This window comes from Sphingomonas astragali (assembly GCF_051400615.1).
GTDB lineage: Bacteria > Pseudomonadota > Alphaproteobacteria > Sphingomonadales > Sphingomonadaceae > Sphingomonas.
In genome coordinates this window covers 459832-477209 of the sequence record NZ_JBLFFH010000003.1, presented here as the reverse complement: position 1 = coordinate 477209, position 17378 = coordinate 459832, and the positions used below count along the sequence as shown (strand labels likewise).

The following is a 17378-nucleotide window of genomic DNA, read 5'->3' as shown; positions in this document are numbered from 1 at the left end:
CTCGTCCACTTTGCCGTTTCCACGGGCAAACGGCTCCCCGCCTCCGGAATCGGTTTCCCGAGCCCAGGATCAGCTCATGCAGGCGGGAGTCTGCCCCTCTGATTGTTCGTTAACAAAAATGGCTCGGGGCCGCAATGGTTTTAGCTGCCATGTACGGGGAAAATCTGCCTGGAACGGGGAAAACTGACTAGAATCTTCGTTTGATCCAAATTAGTTCCTGTTTCGTTTACAGCGCTCCCGCTGCGGCCGAGGGATGGGTTTCACCGACAGAGCCAGGACGTTCCCGGACAAACGAAAAGGGCGGCCCGAAGGGCCGCCCTCCCGATCCGGCGAACGGATGAGCGTCAGAACTTGAAGCTGGCGCCCGCCCGGAACACGCGGCCGATGACGCCGGCATAGTGCCAGGTCGGCAGGTAGTTGGTGCCCGAGTAGGACGCTGCCGCGAGCGGCGCCCGCTCGTTGGTGACGTTGTTGATCGTGCCGAAGAAGGTGAAGTTGTCGTTGACCTTATACGCCATGTTCAGATCGGCGTAGATGAAGCGCTTGATTGAGCACTGACCCTCGTAGAGCGCGGCATTCTCGCACGACAGGTCGATATTGCCGTCGTCGTCCGGGCTCACCTCGTCCGCCGCCACCGACTTGATGCGCGAGACGTAATAGGTGGTCGCGGTCACCGAGAAGTCGCCGATCTCGAGCGTGTTCTGCCAGTTGCCGCGCCACTTCGGCGTGCCCGCGCCTGACGACAGCTCGTACGGCCCGAGCGTGCCGACGTACTTGCGGACGACGCCGTCGCCGAAGTCGACGTTGAACTTGAGGATCGCCGTGACGTCGAGGCGGCTGGTGAACTTCACCGCGTCGCTGAACGGCACCGTCGCGGTGGCCGAGAAGTCGAGCCCCTCCGTCTTGAAGTAACCGGCGTTGACGTAGGGCGCGTTGATCACGAGGACGCGCGGCAGCGCGTTCGGGAACAGCGGATCGATCGCGTCGACCGCGCCGACCGAATAGCCGGGAAGCGTGGCCACCGCGGCGATCGCGTCCTGCAGGTTCGTCGCCGAATAATAAAGCTCACGGGCGCGGCCGAGATCCGGTCCGGCGACGATCACGTCCTTCTTCTTGACGTTGTAATAATCGACGGTGAGGCTCAGCCAGCGGGTCGGCTGGGCGATCAGGCCGGCGGTGAAGCTGCGCGACGTTTCCGGCTTCAGGTCGGGATTGCCCTGGAAGCCGCCGCCCACCGAGTAGGGCCGGTTGTAGGGATTGTTGGCCGCAGCGCCGCCATGCGCGTCGACGAAGGAATCCGGCGGCGTGAAAGTGACGAAACCGGGGAAGCTCGACCGCGGGTTGCTCTCGGCGAAGGTCGGGGCGCGGAAGCCCTCCGAATAGGTGCCCCGCAGCGCGATCTGGCGGATCGGGGTGAACTTGAAGCCGACCTTCGGCGAGAAGTGATCGAACCCTTCCGAATAATGGTCGTAGCGGCCCGAGGCGGTGACCTCGAGCTGCTCGAGGATCGGCGCGCTCAGTTCGAAATAGGCGGCCGACACCGTGTGCTTGCCGAAGGCGGCCGCGGTGTTGCCGTAGTTCTCGAGGTCGGGATTGATGCCCGGATTGTTCAGCGTCTCGCGGCGCACCTGGCCGCCGACGGCGAGCTGCAGCGGACCGCCCGGCAGCTGCATCAGCGACTTGGTGATCGAGGCGTCGAGCGAGGCCATCGACGTATAGGCGCGCGACACGATGTCCGGCGCGACCATCTGGCGCACGGCATCGGTGTTCAGGCTGGGGTCGATGAAGTTGTAGGCGCCGGTGTTGATCGCCTGCCGGAGCCCGTCGATGCTGATGGTGCCGAAGGTGGTCTGGCGATAATTGTCGCGCGCGCCGACCGCCTCGACCCGCCAGTTCCAGTCGTCGCCGAACTGGCCGTTGAGGCCGATCGCGCCGCGGATCAGTTCGTTGTTGCGATGCGACCCGGCCATGATGTCGCCGAAGCGATAGTAGATGCGGGCCGCGCCGTTGGCGGGGTCATCGGCAAAGGCCGCCGCATAGGGGTTGTTCGGATTGAGCTGGCGGCCGGCCGTGGCGGGATTCGCGCAGTCTACGCCCGACGGACAGATCCAGACCGGTAGCACCACGCCCGGGTTGTTCGACGCCACCGTCGGCGGCGCACCGTACGGCTGCCGCTGGCGGATCGATGCCGGCAGGCCCAAGATGTCGACCTCGCTTTGCGCGTAGGTGCCCAGCGCATAGGCCTCGATATTGTCGCTGAGGCGGAGGCTGAGCCGGCCGGTGAAGCTGAAGCGCTCCTGCTTCGGCTGGACCTGGCCATATTCGTAGGTGGTGTCATGACGGCAGCTGGTGCCGCGGCTGGCGCCGCTCGCTACGGTGAAGGTGCCGTTCGCGCAATCGAGGTTAAGCGGAGTGAAATTGCTGTACGGCTGCACATTGCCATTGGCATCGATATAGGTGCCGCTGGGCGTAAGCGTGGCGCCGCCGGTGAACGGATCGTTGAGGTTCGACTGCGTGGTCAGGGCGACAACCGGCGTCACCGTACCGAGGGCGGAGGTGCCGGTGATCGAGTCGTCGTCGTTGTTGTTGTCGGAAAGCCCGATCGAGCTCAGGTCGTTGGTATTGAACGGAAAGCCGACATCCTGCACCGAGACGCGGCCGTCGCGCTGATATTCGCCGTTGATGTAGAAGTTCCAGCCGGCCGCCTCATAGTCGCCGATGCCGGCGGTCAGGTTGGCGCGGTAGCGCGAGGCATAGCCGTCCTCGCCCACGCCGGCCTCGACCGTGCCGGCGACGCCGGTGAACTGCTTCTTCATGATGATGTTGACCACGCCGCCGATCGCGTCGGCGCCATAGGTCGAGGACGCGCCGTCCTTCAGCACCTCGACCCGCTCGATCGCGCTGAACGGGATCGAATTGAGGTCGGTATAGGCGTTGTGGCCATCGTCGTTGAGCGGGAAGTTGGTCGAGCGCAAGCCGTCGATCAGCACCAGCGTCGACGAGACGCCGAGGCCGCGCAGCGAGACCGCCTGGCCGCCCGCGGAGAAGCCGCTCTGGAAGCCGGTCGAGATCGAACCGGCGCTGTCGGCGGAGACCGAGCGGATCGCGTCGGCGATGTTGGTGACCCCCGCCTTGGCGAGCGTGTCGCTGGTCAGCACGGTGACGGGCGAGGCGGTCTCGGTGTCGGTGCGGCGGAACAGCGTGCCGGTGACGACGATGTCGCTTCCGGTGCTTTGGGTATCGGGCGTCGTCGCATCGGTCTGTTGTTGATTGATGTCGGCGGCCGTCGGCGTCTGCGGCTGGCCTGACTGAGCGGGCTGGGCATCCTGCGCGAGGGCCGGTGAAACGAAGGCACCCGTCGAGATCAACAACGTGGTGGCCAACAGATGACGACGAAGGACTCTGATCATGCAACCCCCATTGAACGCTGGTCAGCAGTAGCGCTGCCGGACCGATGGAGGCGCCATGGTCAATTCTTGACGGTCATGGTCAACACAAAAGTTTCCAAAGTAAGAACATTTGTTTCTCAACTGTTGCTGATAAACCACAATTGCTTTCTGGAAACGGCTGCGGCCCACACCCGCTGTGCGGGCATATGACAGCATATCCCGGTGCGACGCGACGGCGCAGCGGCTGATCAAGAGGGATGCCGTCGTCCTCGACGAGCGTTTTTCCGGGTCATCGGATTGGCGGCAAAACGGCCGGCCGAAACCCGCCGCATGGGCGAGGTTTCCTGTCCCCTTGGAACTTGAGCTTTCGGAACGCCGAAGGTGTTCGGCGGCAGCCCGAGCCTGGTGCGGGACCGTCGAGCCGCGGCGGGCGGCGCGATCAGCGTCCGCCGTGGCACGCCGGGCGGCTATATGGTCCGAGGTGAAGGGCGGCCGCTCGATACCGCGGTCCGCAGCGAATAGTCAGCCGCGGACCAGCCTCAGCACCGGTTGGGCCAGCTCCGGCCGGCAGATCAGCAGATCCGGCAGATAGGTATCGACGCAATTGTAGACGAGCGGGCTGCCATCGAGGCGCGAGACGTGCAGGCCCGCCGCCAGCGCCACCGCGGCGGGGGCGCAATTGTCCCAGACATATTGGCCGCCGGAGTGGAGGTAGACGTCCGCCTCGCCCAGCACCACCGCCATCGCCTTGGCGCCCGCCGAGCCCATCGGCACCAGCTCGGCGCCGATCGCGGCGGCGATGCCGGAACATTCGTGCGGCGCGCGCGAGCGGCTGACGACCATGCGGGGCGGATAGTGGAGCGGCGTGGGCGGCGGCGGGGCGTCGGTCGCGATCACCAGGCCGCGGGCGGGCAGCGCCACCGCGCCGGCCGCGGGCGCGCCGTCGATGCTGAGGCCGATGTGGACCGCCCAGTCGTCGCGCCCTTCCGCATATTCGGCGGTGCCGTCGAGCGGATCGACCACCCACAGCCGCGAGGCGGCGCAGCGGGCGGGGTCGTCGGCCGCCTCCTCCGACAGCACGAAGTCGCCGGGGCGGGCGGCGGCGAGGCGGACGGCGATCAGCGCCTGCGCTTCGCGGTCGCCGGCGTCGCCGAGCGCGCGGCCGGGTGCACGGCCCCGGCGCAGGTCGAGCAGCAGCGCGCCGGCTTCCTCGGCGATGGCGTGGGCGAGCTGGGCGTCGGTCATCGTCGAGGTCATATCACCGGCGTCCAGGCGCCGATCACGCGATCGACGATCAGCTCGGCGGCTTCCTCCGGCGACATGCGGGTGGTATCGATGCGGATGTCGGGGTGCTCGGGCGGCTCATAGGGGCTGGAGATGCCGGTGAAGTTGGCGATCTCCCCTGCCCTCGCCTTGGCATAGAGGCCCTTGGTGTCGCGTGCCTCCGCCACCTCCAGGGGCGTGTCGATGAAGATTTCGACGAACTCGCCCTCGGGCAGCAGGCCGCGCACCAGCTCGCGCTCGGCGCGGAAGGGGGAGATGAAGGCGGTGAGGACGATCAGGCCGGCGTCGGTCATCAGCCGCGCCACCTCCCCCACCCGGCGGATGTTCTCGACACGGTCGGCGTCGGAGAAGCCGAGGTCGCGGTTGAGGCCGTGGCGGATGTTGTCGCCGTCGAGCAGGAAGCTGTGCTTGCCGAGCGCGTGCAGCCGTTTCTCGACCAGGTTGGCGATGGTCGACTTGCCCGAGCCGGAGAGGCCGGTGAACCACAGGAGGCGCGGCGATTGGTGCTTCTGGGCGGCGTGCGCCTCGCGGGTGATCTCGATCGCCTGCCAATGGACGTTACGGCTGCGGCGCAGCGCCCGCGTGATCATGCCGGCGGCGACGGTGCGGTTGGTGAGCTTGTCGATCAGGATGAAGCCGCCGAGGTCGCGGCTCTCGGCATAGGGGGCGAACGGGATCGGGCGGTCGAGATGCACCTCAACCACACCGATGTCGTTGAGGCCGAGCGTCCTGGCCGGCAGTTCGGCCAGAGTGTTGACGTCGATCGCGTGATCGGGCTCACGCACGCTGGCGGTGGCCGAGGTCGCACCCGACTTCAGCCAATAGCCGCGGCCGGGCTGGAGCGGCTCGTCATCCATCCAGACCAGCGTGGTCTGGAACTGGTCGGCGACCTCGGGCGGGCTGTCGGCGGCGGCGATGACGTCGCCGCGCGAGCAGTCGACCTCGTCGGCGAGCGTCAGCGTGACCGACTGGCCGGCGACCGCCTCCTCGAGGTCGCCGTCGAGGGTGACGATGCGCGCGACATGGGAGACGCGGCCGGAAGGCACGGTGCGGATGCGGTCGCCGGGGCGGACGGTGCCGGCGGTGATCAGGCCCGAGAAGCCGCGGAAGTCGAGGTTGGGCCGGTTGACCCATTGCACCGGCATCGCGAACGGCCTGGCGGCGTCGCGATCGGCGTCGATCTCGACCGTCTCGAGATGCTCGATCAGCGTCGGACCCGTGAACCAGGGCGTGTGCTCCGAGCGCGCGGCGATGTTGTCGCCGCCGAGCGCGGCCATCGGGATCGCCGCCGCCTCCGCCATGCCGATCGAGCGGCCGAAGGCGGCGAAATCGGCGACGATCCGGTCATAGGCCACACGGTCCCAACCGATCAGGTCCATCTTGTTCACCGCCAGCACGATACGGCGGATGCCGAGCAGGTTCACCAGGAAGCCGTGGCGCCGCGTCTGGGTGAGGATGCCCTTGCGCGCGTCGACGAGGATCACCGCGAGGTCGGCGGTCGAGGCGCCGGTGACCATGTTGCGGGTGTATTGCTCGTGCCCCGGCGTGTCGGCGACGATGAACTTGCGGCGCTGGGTCGCGAAGAAGCGATAGGCGACGTCGATGGTGATGCCCTGCTCGCGCTCGGCGGAGAGGCCGTCGACGAGGAGAGCGAAATCGAGGTTCTGGCCCTGGGTGCCGACGCGCCGCGAATCCGCCTCCAGCTGGGAGAGCTGGTCGTCGAACACCGTGCGCGCGTCGTAGAGCATCCGGCCGATCAGCGTCGACTTGCCGTCGTCGACCGAGCCGCAGGTGAGGAAGCGCAGGAGGGACTTGTTCGCCTGGCTCTCGAGGTAGGCGTCGATGTCGGCCGCGATCAGGGCGTCGGGTTGGTAGCCGCCAAGAGCCCTCTCCCCTCCGGGGAGAGGGTTGGGAGAGGGGCCGGGCCGCAGGCGCCGGTCTCGGCGAGACACCTGCCCCTCTCCCCGGCCCTCTTCCCAAAGGGGAGAGGGAGTTAGGTTGGCCCCCATCAGAAATAGCCCTCCGCCTTCTTCTTCTCCATGCTCGCCGCCGCGTCGTGATCGATCGCGCGGCCCTGGCGTTCGCTGGTGGTGGTGAGCAGCATCTCCTGCACGACCTCGGACAGGGTGGCGGCATTGCTCTCGACCGCGCCGGTCAGCGGATAGCAGCCGAGCGTGCGGAAGCGGATCGAGCGCTCCACCGGCACCTCGCCGGGCGCCAGGCGGAAGCGGTCGTCGTCGACCATCAGGATCAGGCCGTCGCGCTCCACCGTCGGGCGCGGCGCGGCGAAGTAGAGCGGGACGATCTCGATCCCCTCCCGCGCGATATATTGCCAGATGTCGAGCTCGGTCCAGTTGGAGAGCGGGAAGACGCGGATGCCCTCCCCTTTCGCCTTGCGCGCGTTGTAGAGGCGCCAGAGCTCGGGACGCTGCGCCTTGGGGTCCCAGCGGTGCTGGGCGGTGCGGAAGCTGAACACGCGCTCCTTGGCGCGGCTCTTCTCCTCGTCGCGGCGGGCGCCGCCGAATGCCGCATCGAAGCGATAGTGGTCGAGCGCCTGCTTGAGGCCCTCGGTCTTCCACAGGTCGGTGTGGAGGCTGCCGTGGTCGAAGGGATTGATGCCGCGCGCCTCGGCCTCCGGGTTGCGCCACACCAGCAGCTCCATGCCCGCCGCGGCGGCGGCGCGGTCGCGGAGGTCATACATCGCGCGGAACTTCCAGGTGGTGTCGACGTGGAGCAGCGGGAACGGCGGCGGCGCGGGGAAGAACGCCTTGCGCGCCAGGTGCAGCATCACCGCCGAGTCCTTGCCGATCGAATAGAGCATCACCGGACGCTCCGCCTCGGCGGCGACTTCGCGAAGGATGTGGATCGACTCGGCTTCGAGACGGTCAAGATGGGTCAGGTGCGGCATTGCCGGCGATATCTAGGCGGCGGCGCCGAAAAATCGCGCAAACAATTGTTGCACCGGCCCTAAGCCTGTCTCTCCCGTGACGTGCCGGGAACGATCTCGACGATCTGGTCGCCCGCCGCGAGCGCGCGCGCCTCGGCGTCCCAGAAGCCGAATACGTTGTCCCCGCGATAGATGCGCACGCCGAGGCCAGTCTCGATCGAAGCGAGCGGGCAGCCGACCTCTGCCGGAGCCACCGCACGCTCGCGCAGCGCAACGCGACCATGGGCGGCGGCGAGGTCGGCGAGATAATCGGCGATGTGGGGGCCGTGCGTCGATCCGGCGAGCAGCAGGCCGGCGAAGCTGGCGGGGTTGATGACCGTGTCGGCGCCGGCCTGGCGAGCGAGCGGCTCGTTGTCCTCGGAGCGGATCACGACGCTGATCGGCACTCGGGGCGCGATACAGCGCGCGGTCAGCACGATCAGGATCGAAGTGTCGTCACGGCCCGCGGAGACGATCAGCGCGCTGGCACGGTCGAGCTTCACCGCCTCCAGCGTGGCGTTGCGGGTGGCGTCGCCGTCGATCACCGCCACGCCGCGCTCCTCGGCCTCGGCGAGCGCGGCGTCGCGTTCCTCGATCACCACGATCGAGCCGGGGTCGGTGCCGCGGCGGATCAGCTCGCTCACCGCCTCCGACCCGCTGGTGCCGTAGCCGGCGACGACGATGTGACCGTGCAGGTTCCGCTGGATGATGCTCATCCGCCATCGCTCCCAAACGCGCTTGAGCAGGAAATCATAGGCCGTGCCGAGGAAGATCAGCCAGACGAACAGCCGGATCGGCGTGACCACGAAGGTGTCGAACAACCGCGACTGCGCGGTGACGGGCACGATGTCGCCATAGCCGACGGTGGTGATGGTGATCATAGTGAAATAAAGCACGTCGACGAAGCTGACGTGTCCGTCGAGGTTGTCGCGCAGGCCGTCGCGGTCCAACCAGTGCACTGCGAGCGCGATGCCGATCAGCCCGAACGCCAGCGCGACCCGCCACAGCAGCGAGAGCCAGGCGGGCGTGCCGCTCTTGCGCTTCAGGCGCAGCGATCGGTCGCGAATGGTGACGGTCCCCGGCATCGGCACGGCGGACATTAGCGCCAGTCCAGGCGGGAGGGAATCTCACTGTCCCTCTCCCGATGGGAGAGGGAAGGAGCAGCGAAGCTGCGGGAGGGTGAGGGTGACTGCGGCCGGCGTTGATCACCCTCACCCTCCCACTCGGGCTGCGCCCGAGCGGGCCCCTCCCTCTCCCGGAGGGAGAGGGAGAAAGGGTCAGAACCGGCCGCGGATGCCGATCAGGACAGTGCGGCCGGGGTTGTATTCATTGAACGTCGCGTTGGGGTATTGGAAGTAGCTGCGCTGCGCTTCCTTGGTGATGTTGATGACGTTCAGCACCAGCGTCGGCAGATAGTCGTTGTCGAACATCTTGCCGAGATCGAGGCTGCCCGAGAAATCGAGCTGCGAATAGTCGCGCCCGAAGATCGCGGCGTCCGGGATGCCGTTCTGGTTGTCGCCCGATCCCTGCGAGCCTTCGTTGAAGGTGTAGGTCAGCCGCGCCGACACCGGCCCGCCGTCATAATAGCCGGTCAGCGTATAGGTGGTCGGCGCCACGCCCAGCGCCACCGCGGGCGCGCCGGCGCCCTCGCCCTTCTGGTCGATCAGCGTCAGGTTGCCCTGGAAGCCGAAGCCGCGGACGCCGATGTACTGCGTCAGGAAATCGAGCGGCTGGGTGATCTGGAATTCCAGGCCGTTCACCTTGAGCTTGCCGTCGGCGTTGACCTGCTGCTGCAGCACGATGTCCACATCCTCGGGGGACTGGCCGGGCTGCGCGCGCGACATCAGCGCGGCCTGCTGCGCCGCCGTCAGCGAGGCGAAGGTGATGCCATAGGGTGCGAGGAAGCTGAACGGCACCGTGCGCAGGCCGTTGACGGTGAAGCCGGTGATCGACTTGCGGAACGCCGCGACCGCGATCACGCCTTCGCCGCCGGTATAATATTCGAAGCCGAGGTCGATGTTGTCGGAGATGTAGGGATCGAGCTCGCTGTTGCCGAGCGTGCCGACGTCGGCCGAGGGCTGGACGAAGCTCGCGCCCGGCAGCATCGCGTTGGGATCGGGCCGCGTCATCGTCCGCGAGACCGACGCGCGCGCCACTGCGTTGCGGCCGATGTTGAACACCAGGCTCGCCGACGGCAGGAAGTTCGAATAGAGCGTGCGCGAGTTCGGGAAGGTGTCGATGTTCGGATAGCACGACCCGTCGAGCGCGAAGGTGGGGGACGTGCCCGGGCAGGTCGCGCCGCCCACGCTGTTGCGCGGATCGGGGACGCTGACCCGGCCGCCGACGATCTGCTCGGTGCGGACGTAGCGGATGCCGGCATTGAGGCGCAGCGTGTTCTCGCCGATGTCGATGACGCCGTTCGCCTCGGCGAAGATGCCGGTGACCTTCTCGCGGATCAGGCCGCCGTTGGCGCCGCTGCTGCCGCTGCCGGTCTCGGTCGCGCCCGCCAGCAGCTCGTCATAGTTGGTGTCGGCGCGGAACCTGTCCCAGTCGACGGTGACGAAGCCGTTGCCGCCGGGCTGCAGGTAGCTCGGCACCAGTGCGGTCGGCACACGCGAGCCGGCATAGACGAGCGGCGGGGAGCCGCTCGAATAGCCGGTGCCGTAGGCAGGATAGGTCGGATAGCCCGGAGGCGCCGCCGTGCCCGGCAGATTGGCGCCGTCGCAGACCGGCTGGCGGTTGGGCGCGGGCAGCGTGACATTGGGGCCGTTGCCGCAGATCAGGTTCTGCCAGGGATTGGTGTTGTCGAACGGCGTGATCCGGCGCTTGGTGTCGTCATAGGCGCCACCGACGCGGACGCTGAAGCGCTTCTCGTCGCCGAACAGCAGGCTGCCGCGGATGCCCTTGGTCTCGGTCTCGCGCTCCTCGCCGTTGAGGTTGACGCGACCGCCGCCGGCCCAGCCGAAGCTGTTCGGATCGTTGAGATCGACGTTGGTCGAGATGTCGGGGATGCCGCCGTTGTTGGTGTAGGTCACCGTCGTGCCGCTGCTCGGCGGCGTGATGACGAGGACGGTCGGGCTTTCGCGGCGGAAGGTGCTCTTGGTGTAATTGGCCTGGAGATCGCCCTTGATCCATTCGTTGATGGTGAACTCGGCGCCCGGATTGACGCCCCAATAGTCCTGCTTGTCGCGATAGGGCCGGTATTCGAGGAAGAACTGCGCATTGGCGTAGGTGCCGCCGGTGGCGGTGCAGCCCGCCGAACAGTCCGACTTGTCGTAGGTGGTGTTGAGCGGGATGATCGCGCCGTTGCGCACCACCCAGTTCATCGCGGTGCGGGTGAAATCGGTGTCGCGCTTGGCGTACATGCCGTCGACGTAGAAATGGAAGGCGTCGCTGGGACGCCACTCGAACGAGGCGAGCGCGTTGTAGCGCGTGCGCTCGCCGATCTCGGTACGCGGCCGGCCGAGGCGCGGCAGGATGCCGTTGTCGATCTGGTCGATCGTCGCGCCGGGATTGTGCGCGAGCAGGAAGGCCTCGTCGATCACGGTGCCCGGCGTGAGGCCGTTGCCGGCGTTGGCCGGGACGGTGCCGGGGATCGCCCAGTTGCCGCCGCCGGTCGCGTTGCGATTGGCGCTCGAGCTCTGCGCGGCGGACAGGTTCGGATTGGTCCAGCCGATCGTCTCGAACCCGTCGACGCGGAAGCGGTTCTTGACCGCCGCACCGCCGACGAGGATGCCGAAGTCGCCGAAGGTCGCGCTGGCGATCGCATAGCCGCGATACCCCCATTTGTCGGCGCTGCTGACCTTGGAGCCCTGGAAGCCGTAGCTGATGTAGGGCTTGGGATTGTCGAACGGGCGGGCCGAACGCAGGTTGACGGTGCCGGCGGCGCCGCCCTCCACCATCGAGGCGACCGGGGACTTGCTGACGGTCAATTGCGTGAACAGTTCGGTCGGGAGCAGATCGAGGTCCACCTCGCGGTTGGTGCTCTGCGCGTCGAAGCGGACCGAGGCGATCGCGACCGGCGCGCCGTTGAGCAGCACGCGGGTGAAGTTGGTGCCGAGGCCGCGGATCGCGACGTTGCTGCCCTCGCCCGTCACCTCGCGGGTGATGGTGACGCCGGGGATGCGGTTCACCGATTCGGCGATGTTGGTGTCGGGGAACTTGCCGATGTCCTCGGCGAAGATCGTGTCGGTGAAGCCGATCGAGTTGCGCTTCGCCTCGGTCTGGCTCTGCAGCGAGGCGCGGAAGCCGGTGACGACGATATCCTCCTGCTGATCGTCGGCGGTGGCGGGCTCCTGCGCGGCGGGCGGGGCGGCCTGCTGCTGGGTCTGCGCTTGATCCTGCGCGAGCGCCGGCCAGGATGCACCGGCCAGCAATGCCGCGATGATCAACGCGGCCGAACGGACAGGTGGGCGGGTGCGAAGCTGGGTCATGATCCTCTCCTGGCTGAAAGCGCCGCTGTTTTGGTAGCGGTCACATTCCGAAAGCTACGCAGGAGAGGACGGCCCTGTCAACGGTCCAGCGCACATGAAGCCGATATGTGCGGCGATCGACTGATAGCGTTATCTAGAGGGGCGGCGGCAACCGGTGTCCGGTCAGCCGCCGAATACCCTCCGTCCGCGGTCGACCGACATGCGGTGCGAGCCGGCAAGCGCCGTACTGCGGGCCTTGATCGTCTGCAGGAACAGCCACTCGCCGGTCACGCGCTTCGGCGTGATCTCGATCATCATGTAGCCGCGGCGGCTCGTGTCGGCCCATTTGAGCTCGGGATTGGCGGCGACGAAGCCCTTGGCGACGGTGGCGGGATCGGTGCCCATGCCGCCTTCGATCCCGCCCGAGGTGACGGCGTGGCCGGCGAACTCGACGCCGGCGGGCCGGCCGTCCTCGACCAGCGAATAGGCCCAGGCGTTGTGGCTGTCGCCCGAGAGCATCACCAGGTCGGCATCCGCCTGCTGCGCCGCCTTCAGCAGGCGCGAGCGTGCGGCGGGATAGCCGTCCCAGCGGTCCATCCACATCGGCAGGCCGAGCCTGGCGGCGCGGATGTTGTTCCTGAAGCCGTTGACGACACGGTCGCTGGCGTCGGGCCGGAGCCAGCCGACAGCGTCCGCGGGCATCACCGTGCGGCCCAGGATCGTGCCCATGCCGATCATCTGCCAGGCGGTGGTGCGGGCATTGGCCTTGAGCTCATGCGCCAGCCAGCTTTCCTGTGCGGTGCCGAGCATCGTCGCCGACGGGTCCTGCCAGGCGCCGTCGCGGAACGCCTCGAGCGCGGCGTCGGGATTCCCGGCACGGAAGGCGGCGCCGATGGCGGCCTGCTTCGTCCGGGCCAGCAGGCGCGATTCGGTGCGGTAGAGCGTGGCGAGCCTGCCCAGCGGATAGGCTTTCCACGGTTCGTCGGAGACCGGCATCCACTCGCGATAGACCTGCATCGCAGCGGCGCGGCGGGCGTTCCAGTCGCCTTCGCTCGCCGGCTGGTGATTGGACGCGCCGCCTTCCCAGCTGTCGTTGGCGGATTCATGATCGTCCCAGAGGGCGACCATCGGCGCCATCTGATGCAAGCGCTGGAGATCGGGGTCGGCGCGGTAGCAGGCATAGCGCAGGCGATAGTCGCCGATCGCGACCATCTCCCGGTCAGGCTCGACGATCCGGCCGGCGACCAGGTCCTCGGCATGGTAGGGCGCCATGCCATATTCGTAGACATAGTCGCCGACGTGCAGCCAGAGGTCGAGGTCGGATCGCGCCGCAGCGTGGCCATAGGCATTGAACCAGCCGATCGGCAGGTTCGAGCAGGAGAAGACGGCGAGGCCGAAGCGCGCGGCATTGTCCGCGGGCAAGGTCTTGGTGCGGCCGACGGGGGACTTGGCTCCATCGGGGGCGACGAACCGGTACCAGTAGACGGTTCCCGGCTTCAGCCCGTCGACGGTGATCTTAACGGTCCAGTCGCGATAGGCACCGGTCCGCACGCCGCCGCCCGCAACCACCTTCGTGAAACCCCGGTCGAGCGCCAGCTCGACGTCGAGCCGGACGATACCGTCGCCGGCCGCGGGCACGTAGCGGGTCCACAGCAGCATGGAATCGGGGCCGGGCTCGCCGCTCGCCACGCTGTGCGTGAATCCCTTCGCGCCGAGGAGCTCGGCCGCGAGGCCGCGGCCCGCCGGGAGCAGGAGCGCTCCCAGCCCGAGCGTGCCGCCGAGGACGAGGCTGCGGCGATCGATGGTCAGACCCATGATGAGCTTTCCTTAGGACTAGGACGGATCGACATTCGGCTAACTAAGCCCCTCCCCTTCAGGGGAGGGGTTGGGGGTGGGGACGTGCCTCACGCCAGCCGCCTGTGGAGAGCCCCCACCCCAACCCCTCCCCTGAAGGGGAGGGGCTGATTGTTGAATGTCGGTCCGCCCTCCGGATGGCGGCTGGGAAGATGGGTTCCCACTTCAGAAGACGCCCTTGATCCCGAAATTCCACATCGAGCCGTAGATGCTGTACTGCTGAACGCGGCTGGGGATGTTGGAATAGATGACGTCGGGCGCTTTGAAGATGTTGCGGCCGGCCAGCATCAGCTCGAAGTTCTTCGAGATCCTGTAGCTGGCGCTGACGTTCCACAGCTCGCGCGGGGCATGGTAGAGGATGCCGTTGTTGGCCGTGGTGGGCGTGTTGCCGAGCGCGCTGGTGCGATACTTCGACTGCGCGTTGCCGGTGAGCTGGATGTCGAACGCGCCGTAGCTGTAGCGGACGCCCCAGTTGGCCGACCTTTTCGGCATGTTCACGCGCACGCCGTCGGCATCGATCATGGTGACCGAGCCGCGCAGGCCGAGGCCCCGCAGCGCCCCCGGCAGGAAGGTGAGCTGCTGGTCGTATTCGAGCGTCAGGCCGGTGTTGGTGCTGGTGCCGGGCGCGTTCTGTGCACTGCGGAAGGTGTAGCCTGCATAATCGTCGGGGTCGTAGCCGACATCCTCCGGGTCGACCGTGATGCCGGTCACCTGCATGTCCTTGATGTCGAGCTTGTAGACGGACAGGCCGACGATGCCCGACGGCTCAAGGTAATATTGCAGGCTGGCGTAGTATTTCGTCGAATGCTCGGGTTTCAGCAGCGGGTTCGGCACGGTGACGATCAGCGTGTCGTCGTTCACCGAGACGACGCCGCCGAGATTGCCATAGTCAGGACGCAGGATCGACTGGCTGAAGGCGAGCTGGCCGACCAGCTTGTCGGTGAAGTCGTACTTCACGCCGCCGCTGAGGAACCAGTCGTCATAGTCGCCGCGGCGGGTGGAATAGGTGCCGCCGTTATACTGGTAGAGCAGGCCCTCGACAGTCGTCGCCGCGGTGCCCGCCGTGTTCACCGGATAGCCGGCCGCCGCGACCTCCGCGATCGGCCGGGTGTTCGCGACCTTGGCCGCCGTCCTGGTCTTCTCGTAGCGCAGGCCGAGGTCGAACGACGCGCGGCCGACCCGCGTCTGGGCCTCGAAATAGGCGGCGTAGATGTCCTCCTCGACGCGCTTGTCGTTGTCGAGCCGGCGCTTCAGGTTGCCGATCGTGTCCGGCGCGAAATATTCGGGATGCGCCTGGTAGATGTCGTACATGCCGTAGTTGCTGTCCGCGCGCCAGTTCTGCGCGTTCAGGTTGCCGGCGTCGAAACCGATGATCTGGAACTTGTAGTTCTCGGTCCAGGGAATGACGGCCGCGGGGTCCTTCTGGGTCAGGTCGCCGTTGGGACCGACATATTGGAATTGCTGCCAGGACCCTTCGTTGGTCCGCCAGTCGTTCTTGCGGGCGCCGATGCCGGCCATGAACGTGACCGGGAGCGCGCCCAAATCGAGCTTCTTCTTGAGGTCGAGATTGCCGCCGTACATTTCGTTCTTGGCGTCGGACTCTGCAGTGCGGATGTTGTTGCCGATGTCGTCGTCGCGGTTGAAGCTCCTCGGGTCGCCCCATGGACGGCCGGCGGTCTGCGTCAGCGTCCAGGCGTTCGAATCCTCCGACGCGCGGTCCATGGTGAAGCCGATGCGGGTGAGATAGCTGTCGGTGCGCTGGAAGAAGCCCTTGCTCACGTCGCGGAAGTGGAACGCGGAACTGGAATAGCTGCCGCGCAGCGTCGCCTCGAACGTGCCGTCCTTATATTCGAGCTTCGGTGCCACCAGCCAGGAGGGCGTGCCCGCATAACGGTGCGAATATTGGGTGTGGAGGCGGGTGTTGACGCCGTTGGGATCGACGACGATGTGCGTGCCCGTCGAATCCGGCGTGGCATAGGATCGCGTGGTCGTGCCGAAGATCAGGAAGGTATATTGGTTGAAATATTCGACGTCGTACATCGAATAGGTGCTGCGCACGCCGAAGGTGAGCTTGTCCGAGATCTTGTAGTCCACGGCCAGGTTGGCGGCCTTGCGATGCGTCCGCTTTGGACCTGGGCGCCACATCACCCGATAGGGCAGGACCCGGCCGTCGGCGAGATAGGACCAGTCGGTCTGGATCCGATCCTGCTGGACGTAGTTGGCGTTGTAGCTGGCGTTGAACGAGACGCCGAGGCGGCCGTCCAGGAACACGTCGGAATAGCCGATCTGGGCGGAGGGGTAGATGCGCGGGTGCTTGCGGTCGTCGGGGAAATAGGCCTGCGAGAAGCCGGAATCGGAGGTGCCGACGCCGCCGAGCTGGAAGCGGAACTGCCGCCCCTTGCGCTCGAACGCGTATTTGCTGCGCAGGTTGATGCTGCCGCCGGGGGCGTCGGCGTCCATCCGGGCGGTGAGCGTGTTGTTGAGCTCGATCGAGGCGATGCCGGTGATCGACATCTGCTCGAACGAGTTCTGGCGGCCGTTGTTGTTGTTCGACGTCGCCGTCGCCATGCGCGCGCCGTCGGTGGTGAAGGTCGAATATTTGGGATCGAGGCCGCCGATGCGCACGGCGGTGGCGTCCACCTCGGTATAGTCGAGCGACAGGCCGGGCATGTTCTTCAGGAACTCGCCGACGTCGCCCATGGTGAGCATCCCGTAATTGTCGGCGGGGACGACGTTCTTGGCGTTCATCGCGGCGCGGCGCTCCATGATCGCGCTCGCCTGACCGTCGCGCCGGCCGGTGATGGTGATGTCCTGGGGATTTTCCTCATCCGACGCGATGTAGGACGGCGCCTCCAACGCGAAGTTCAGCGTCGTCACCTGGTCCGGGGCGACGGTGGCGACCGCCGTCGCTTCCTGCAGGCCGGTGTATCTGACCGCGACGGTCGCCTGGCCGGCCGGCACGCCGGTGATGCGGAAATTGCCGCCGTCCTCCGAATAGGCGAGGATCGTCGTGCCATCGACGCGGACCTCGGCGTTGCGGACATATTCGCCGGTCGCGGTGTTGAGGATGCGGCCCGCGATGACGCCCTTGCCGGCGACCTGCTCCGTCGGATCGGTTTCGGAGGCGCGGGTCGAGCGCAGCGTCACGATCTGGCCGTCGTCGCTGACGATCCGGAGCGGCGTGCCGGCGATCAGGCGGCGCAGCGCCTCCCGCGCATCCATCGTGCCCTTGATCGCGGGCGTGCGCACGCCCGCCAAGTCGCGCGCGGAGGCGACGATCTGGAGCTGGGCCTGGCGGGCGAGCTCCGGGATCGCCTTGACCGCGGGCTGGGCCGGAATGTCGAAGCTGCGCACCTGCGCCTGCGCCGGCGCGGCGGCCGCCAGCGCGAGGACGATCGCCGTGCCGGACTGGACGGAATGACGGAACATCATGCTCTGCAACCCCCATTTGCTCGCGGCGATTGCCGCCCTTTTGGAGGCTGAGAGACTCTGGGCGGACGTTTCCGCCATCCG

General features: G+C 67.1%; 8 protein-coding genes. All 8 read right to left on the bottom strand.

Annotated features, from left to right (window positions below):
• Positions 1 to 344 precede the first annotated feature (344 nt).
• On the bottom strand, positions 345 to 3410 hold the full coding sequence (locus tag ACMGER_RS16875; RefSeq protein ID WP_436813321.1) for a TonB-dependent receptor: 3066 nt from the start codon (positions 3408 to 3410) through the stop codon (positions 345 to 347).
• A gap of 501 nt (positions 3411 to 3911) precedes the next feature.
• Positions 3912 to 4634, bottom strand: coding sequence for a 3'(2'),5'-bisphosphate nucleotidase CysQ (locus ACMGER_RS16870; protein ID WP_436813320.1), 723 nt, complete (start codon positions 4632 to 4634; stop codon positions 3912 to 3914).
• A gap of 8 nt (positions 4635 to 4642) precedes the next feature.
• The gene (cysN, locus tag ACMGER_RS16865; RefSeq protein WP_436813562.1) at positions 4643 to 6604 is read right to left on the bottom strand and encodes a sulfate adenylyltransferase subunit CysN; all 1962 of its coding nucleotides are present in this window, start codon (positions 6602 to 6604) and stop codon (positions 4643 to 4645) included.
• Between the two features lie 77 nt (positions 6605 to 6681).
• Entirely contained in the window at positions 6682 to 7581 is a 900-nt protein-coding gene (cysD, locus tag ACMGER_RS16860) for a sulfate adenylyltransferase subunit CysD (RefSeq protein ID WP_436813319.1), read from the bottom strand.
• A gap of 59 nt (positions 7582 to 7640) precedes the next feature.
• Positions 7641 to 8699 (bottom strand): potassium channel family protein, encoded by a 1059-nt coding sequence (locus ACMGER_RS16855; protein ID WP_436813318.1) that lies wholly within the window; start codon positions 8697 to 8699, stop codon positions 7641 to 7643.
• Positions 8700 to 8876: 177 nt separating this feature from the next.
• On the bottom strand, positions 8877 to 12032 hold the full coding sequence (locus tag ACMGER_RS16850) for a TonB-dependent receptor (protein WP_436813317.1): 3156 nt from the start codon (positions 12030 to 12032) through the stop codon (positions 8877 to 8879).
• A 162-nt stretch (positions 12033 to 12194) separates the two neighbouring features.
• Positions 12195 to 13826, bottom strand: a complete 1632-nt coding sequence (locus ACMGER_RS16845) for an alkaline phosphatase D family protein (RefSeq protein ID WP_436813316.1) — start codon at positions 13824 to 13826, stop codon at positions 12195 to 12197.
• Positions 13827 to 14030: 204 nt separating this feature from the next.
• The gene (locus ACMGER_RS16840) at positions 14031 to 17294 is read right to left on the bottom strand and encodes a TonB-dependent receptor domain-containing protein (RefSeq protein ID WP_436813315.1); all 3264 of its coding nucleotides are present in this window, start codon (positions 17292 to 17294) and stop codon (positions 14031 to 14033) included.
• Positions 17295 to 17378: the final 84 nt, after the last annotated feature.

Bases quoted from the DNA above. Each gene is read 5' to 3' on its own strand.
- cysD (WP_436813319.1), bottom strand. From the start codon at position 7,581: ATGCCGCACCTGACCCATCTTGACCGTCTCGAAGCCGAGTCGATCCAC.
- ACMGER_RS16870 (WP_436813320.1), bottom strand. From the start codon at position 4,634: ATGACCGACGCCCAGCTCGCCCACGCCATCGCCGAGGAAGCCGGCGCG.
- ACMGER_RS16875 (WP_436813321.1), bottom strand. From the start codon at position 3,410: ATGATCAGAGTCCTTCGTCGTCATCTGTTGGCCACCACGTTGTTGATC.
- ACMGER_RS16845 (WP_436813316.1), bottom strand. From the start codon at position 13,826: ATGGGTCTGACCATCGATCGCCGCAGCCTCGTCCTCGGCGGCACGCTC.
- ACMGER_RS16850 (WP_436813317.1), bottom strand. From the start codon at position 12,032: ATGACCCAGCTTCGCACCCGCCCACCTGTCCGTTCGGCCGCGTTGATC.
- ACMGER_RS16855 (WP_436813318.1), bottom strand. From the start codon at position 8,699: ATGTCCGCCGTGCCGATGCCGGGGACCGTCACCATTCGCGACCGATCG.
- ACMGER_RS16840 (WP_436813315.1), bottom strand. From the start codon at position 17,294: ATGTTCCGTCATTCCGTCCAGTCCGGCACGGCGATCGTCCTCGCGCTG.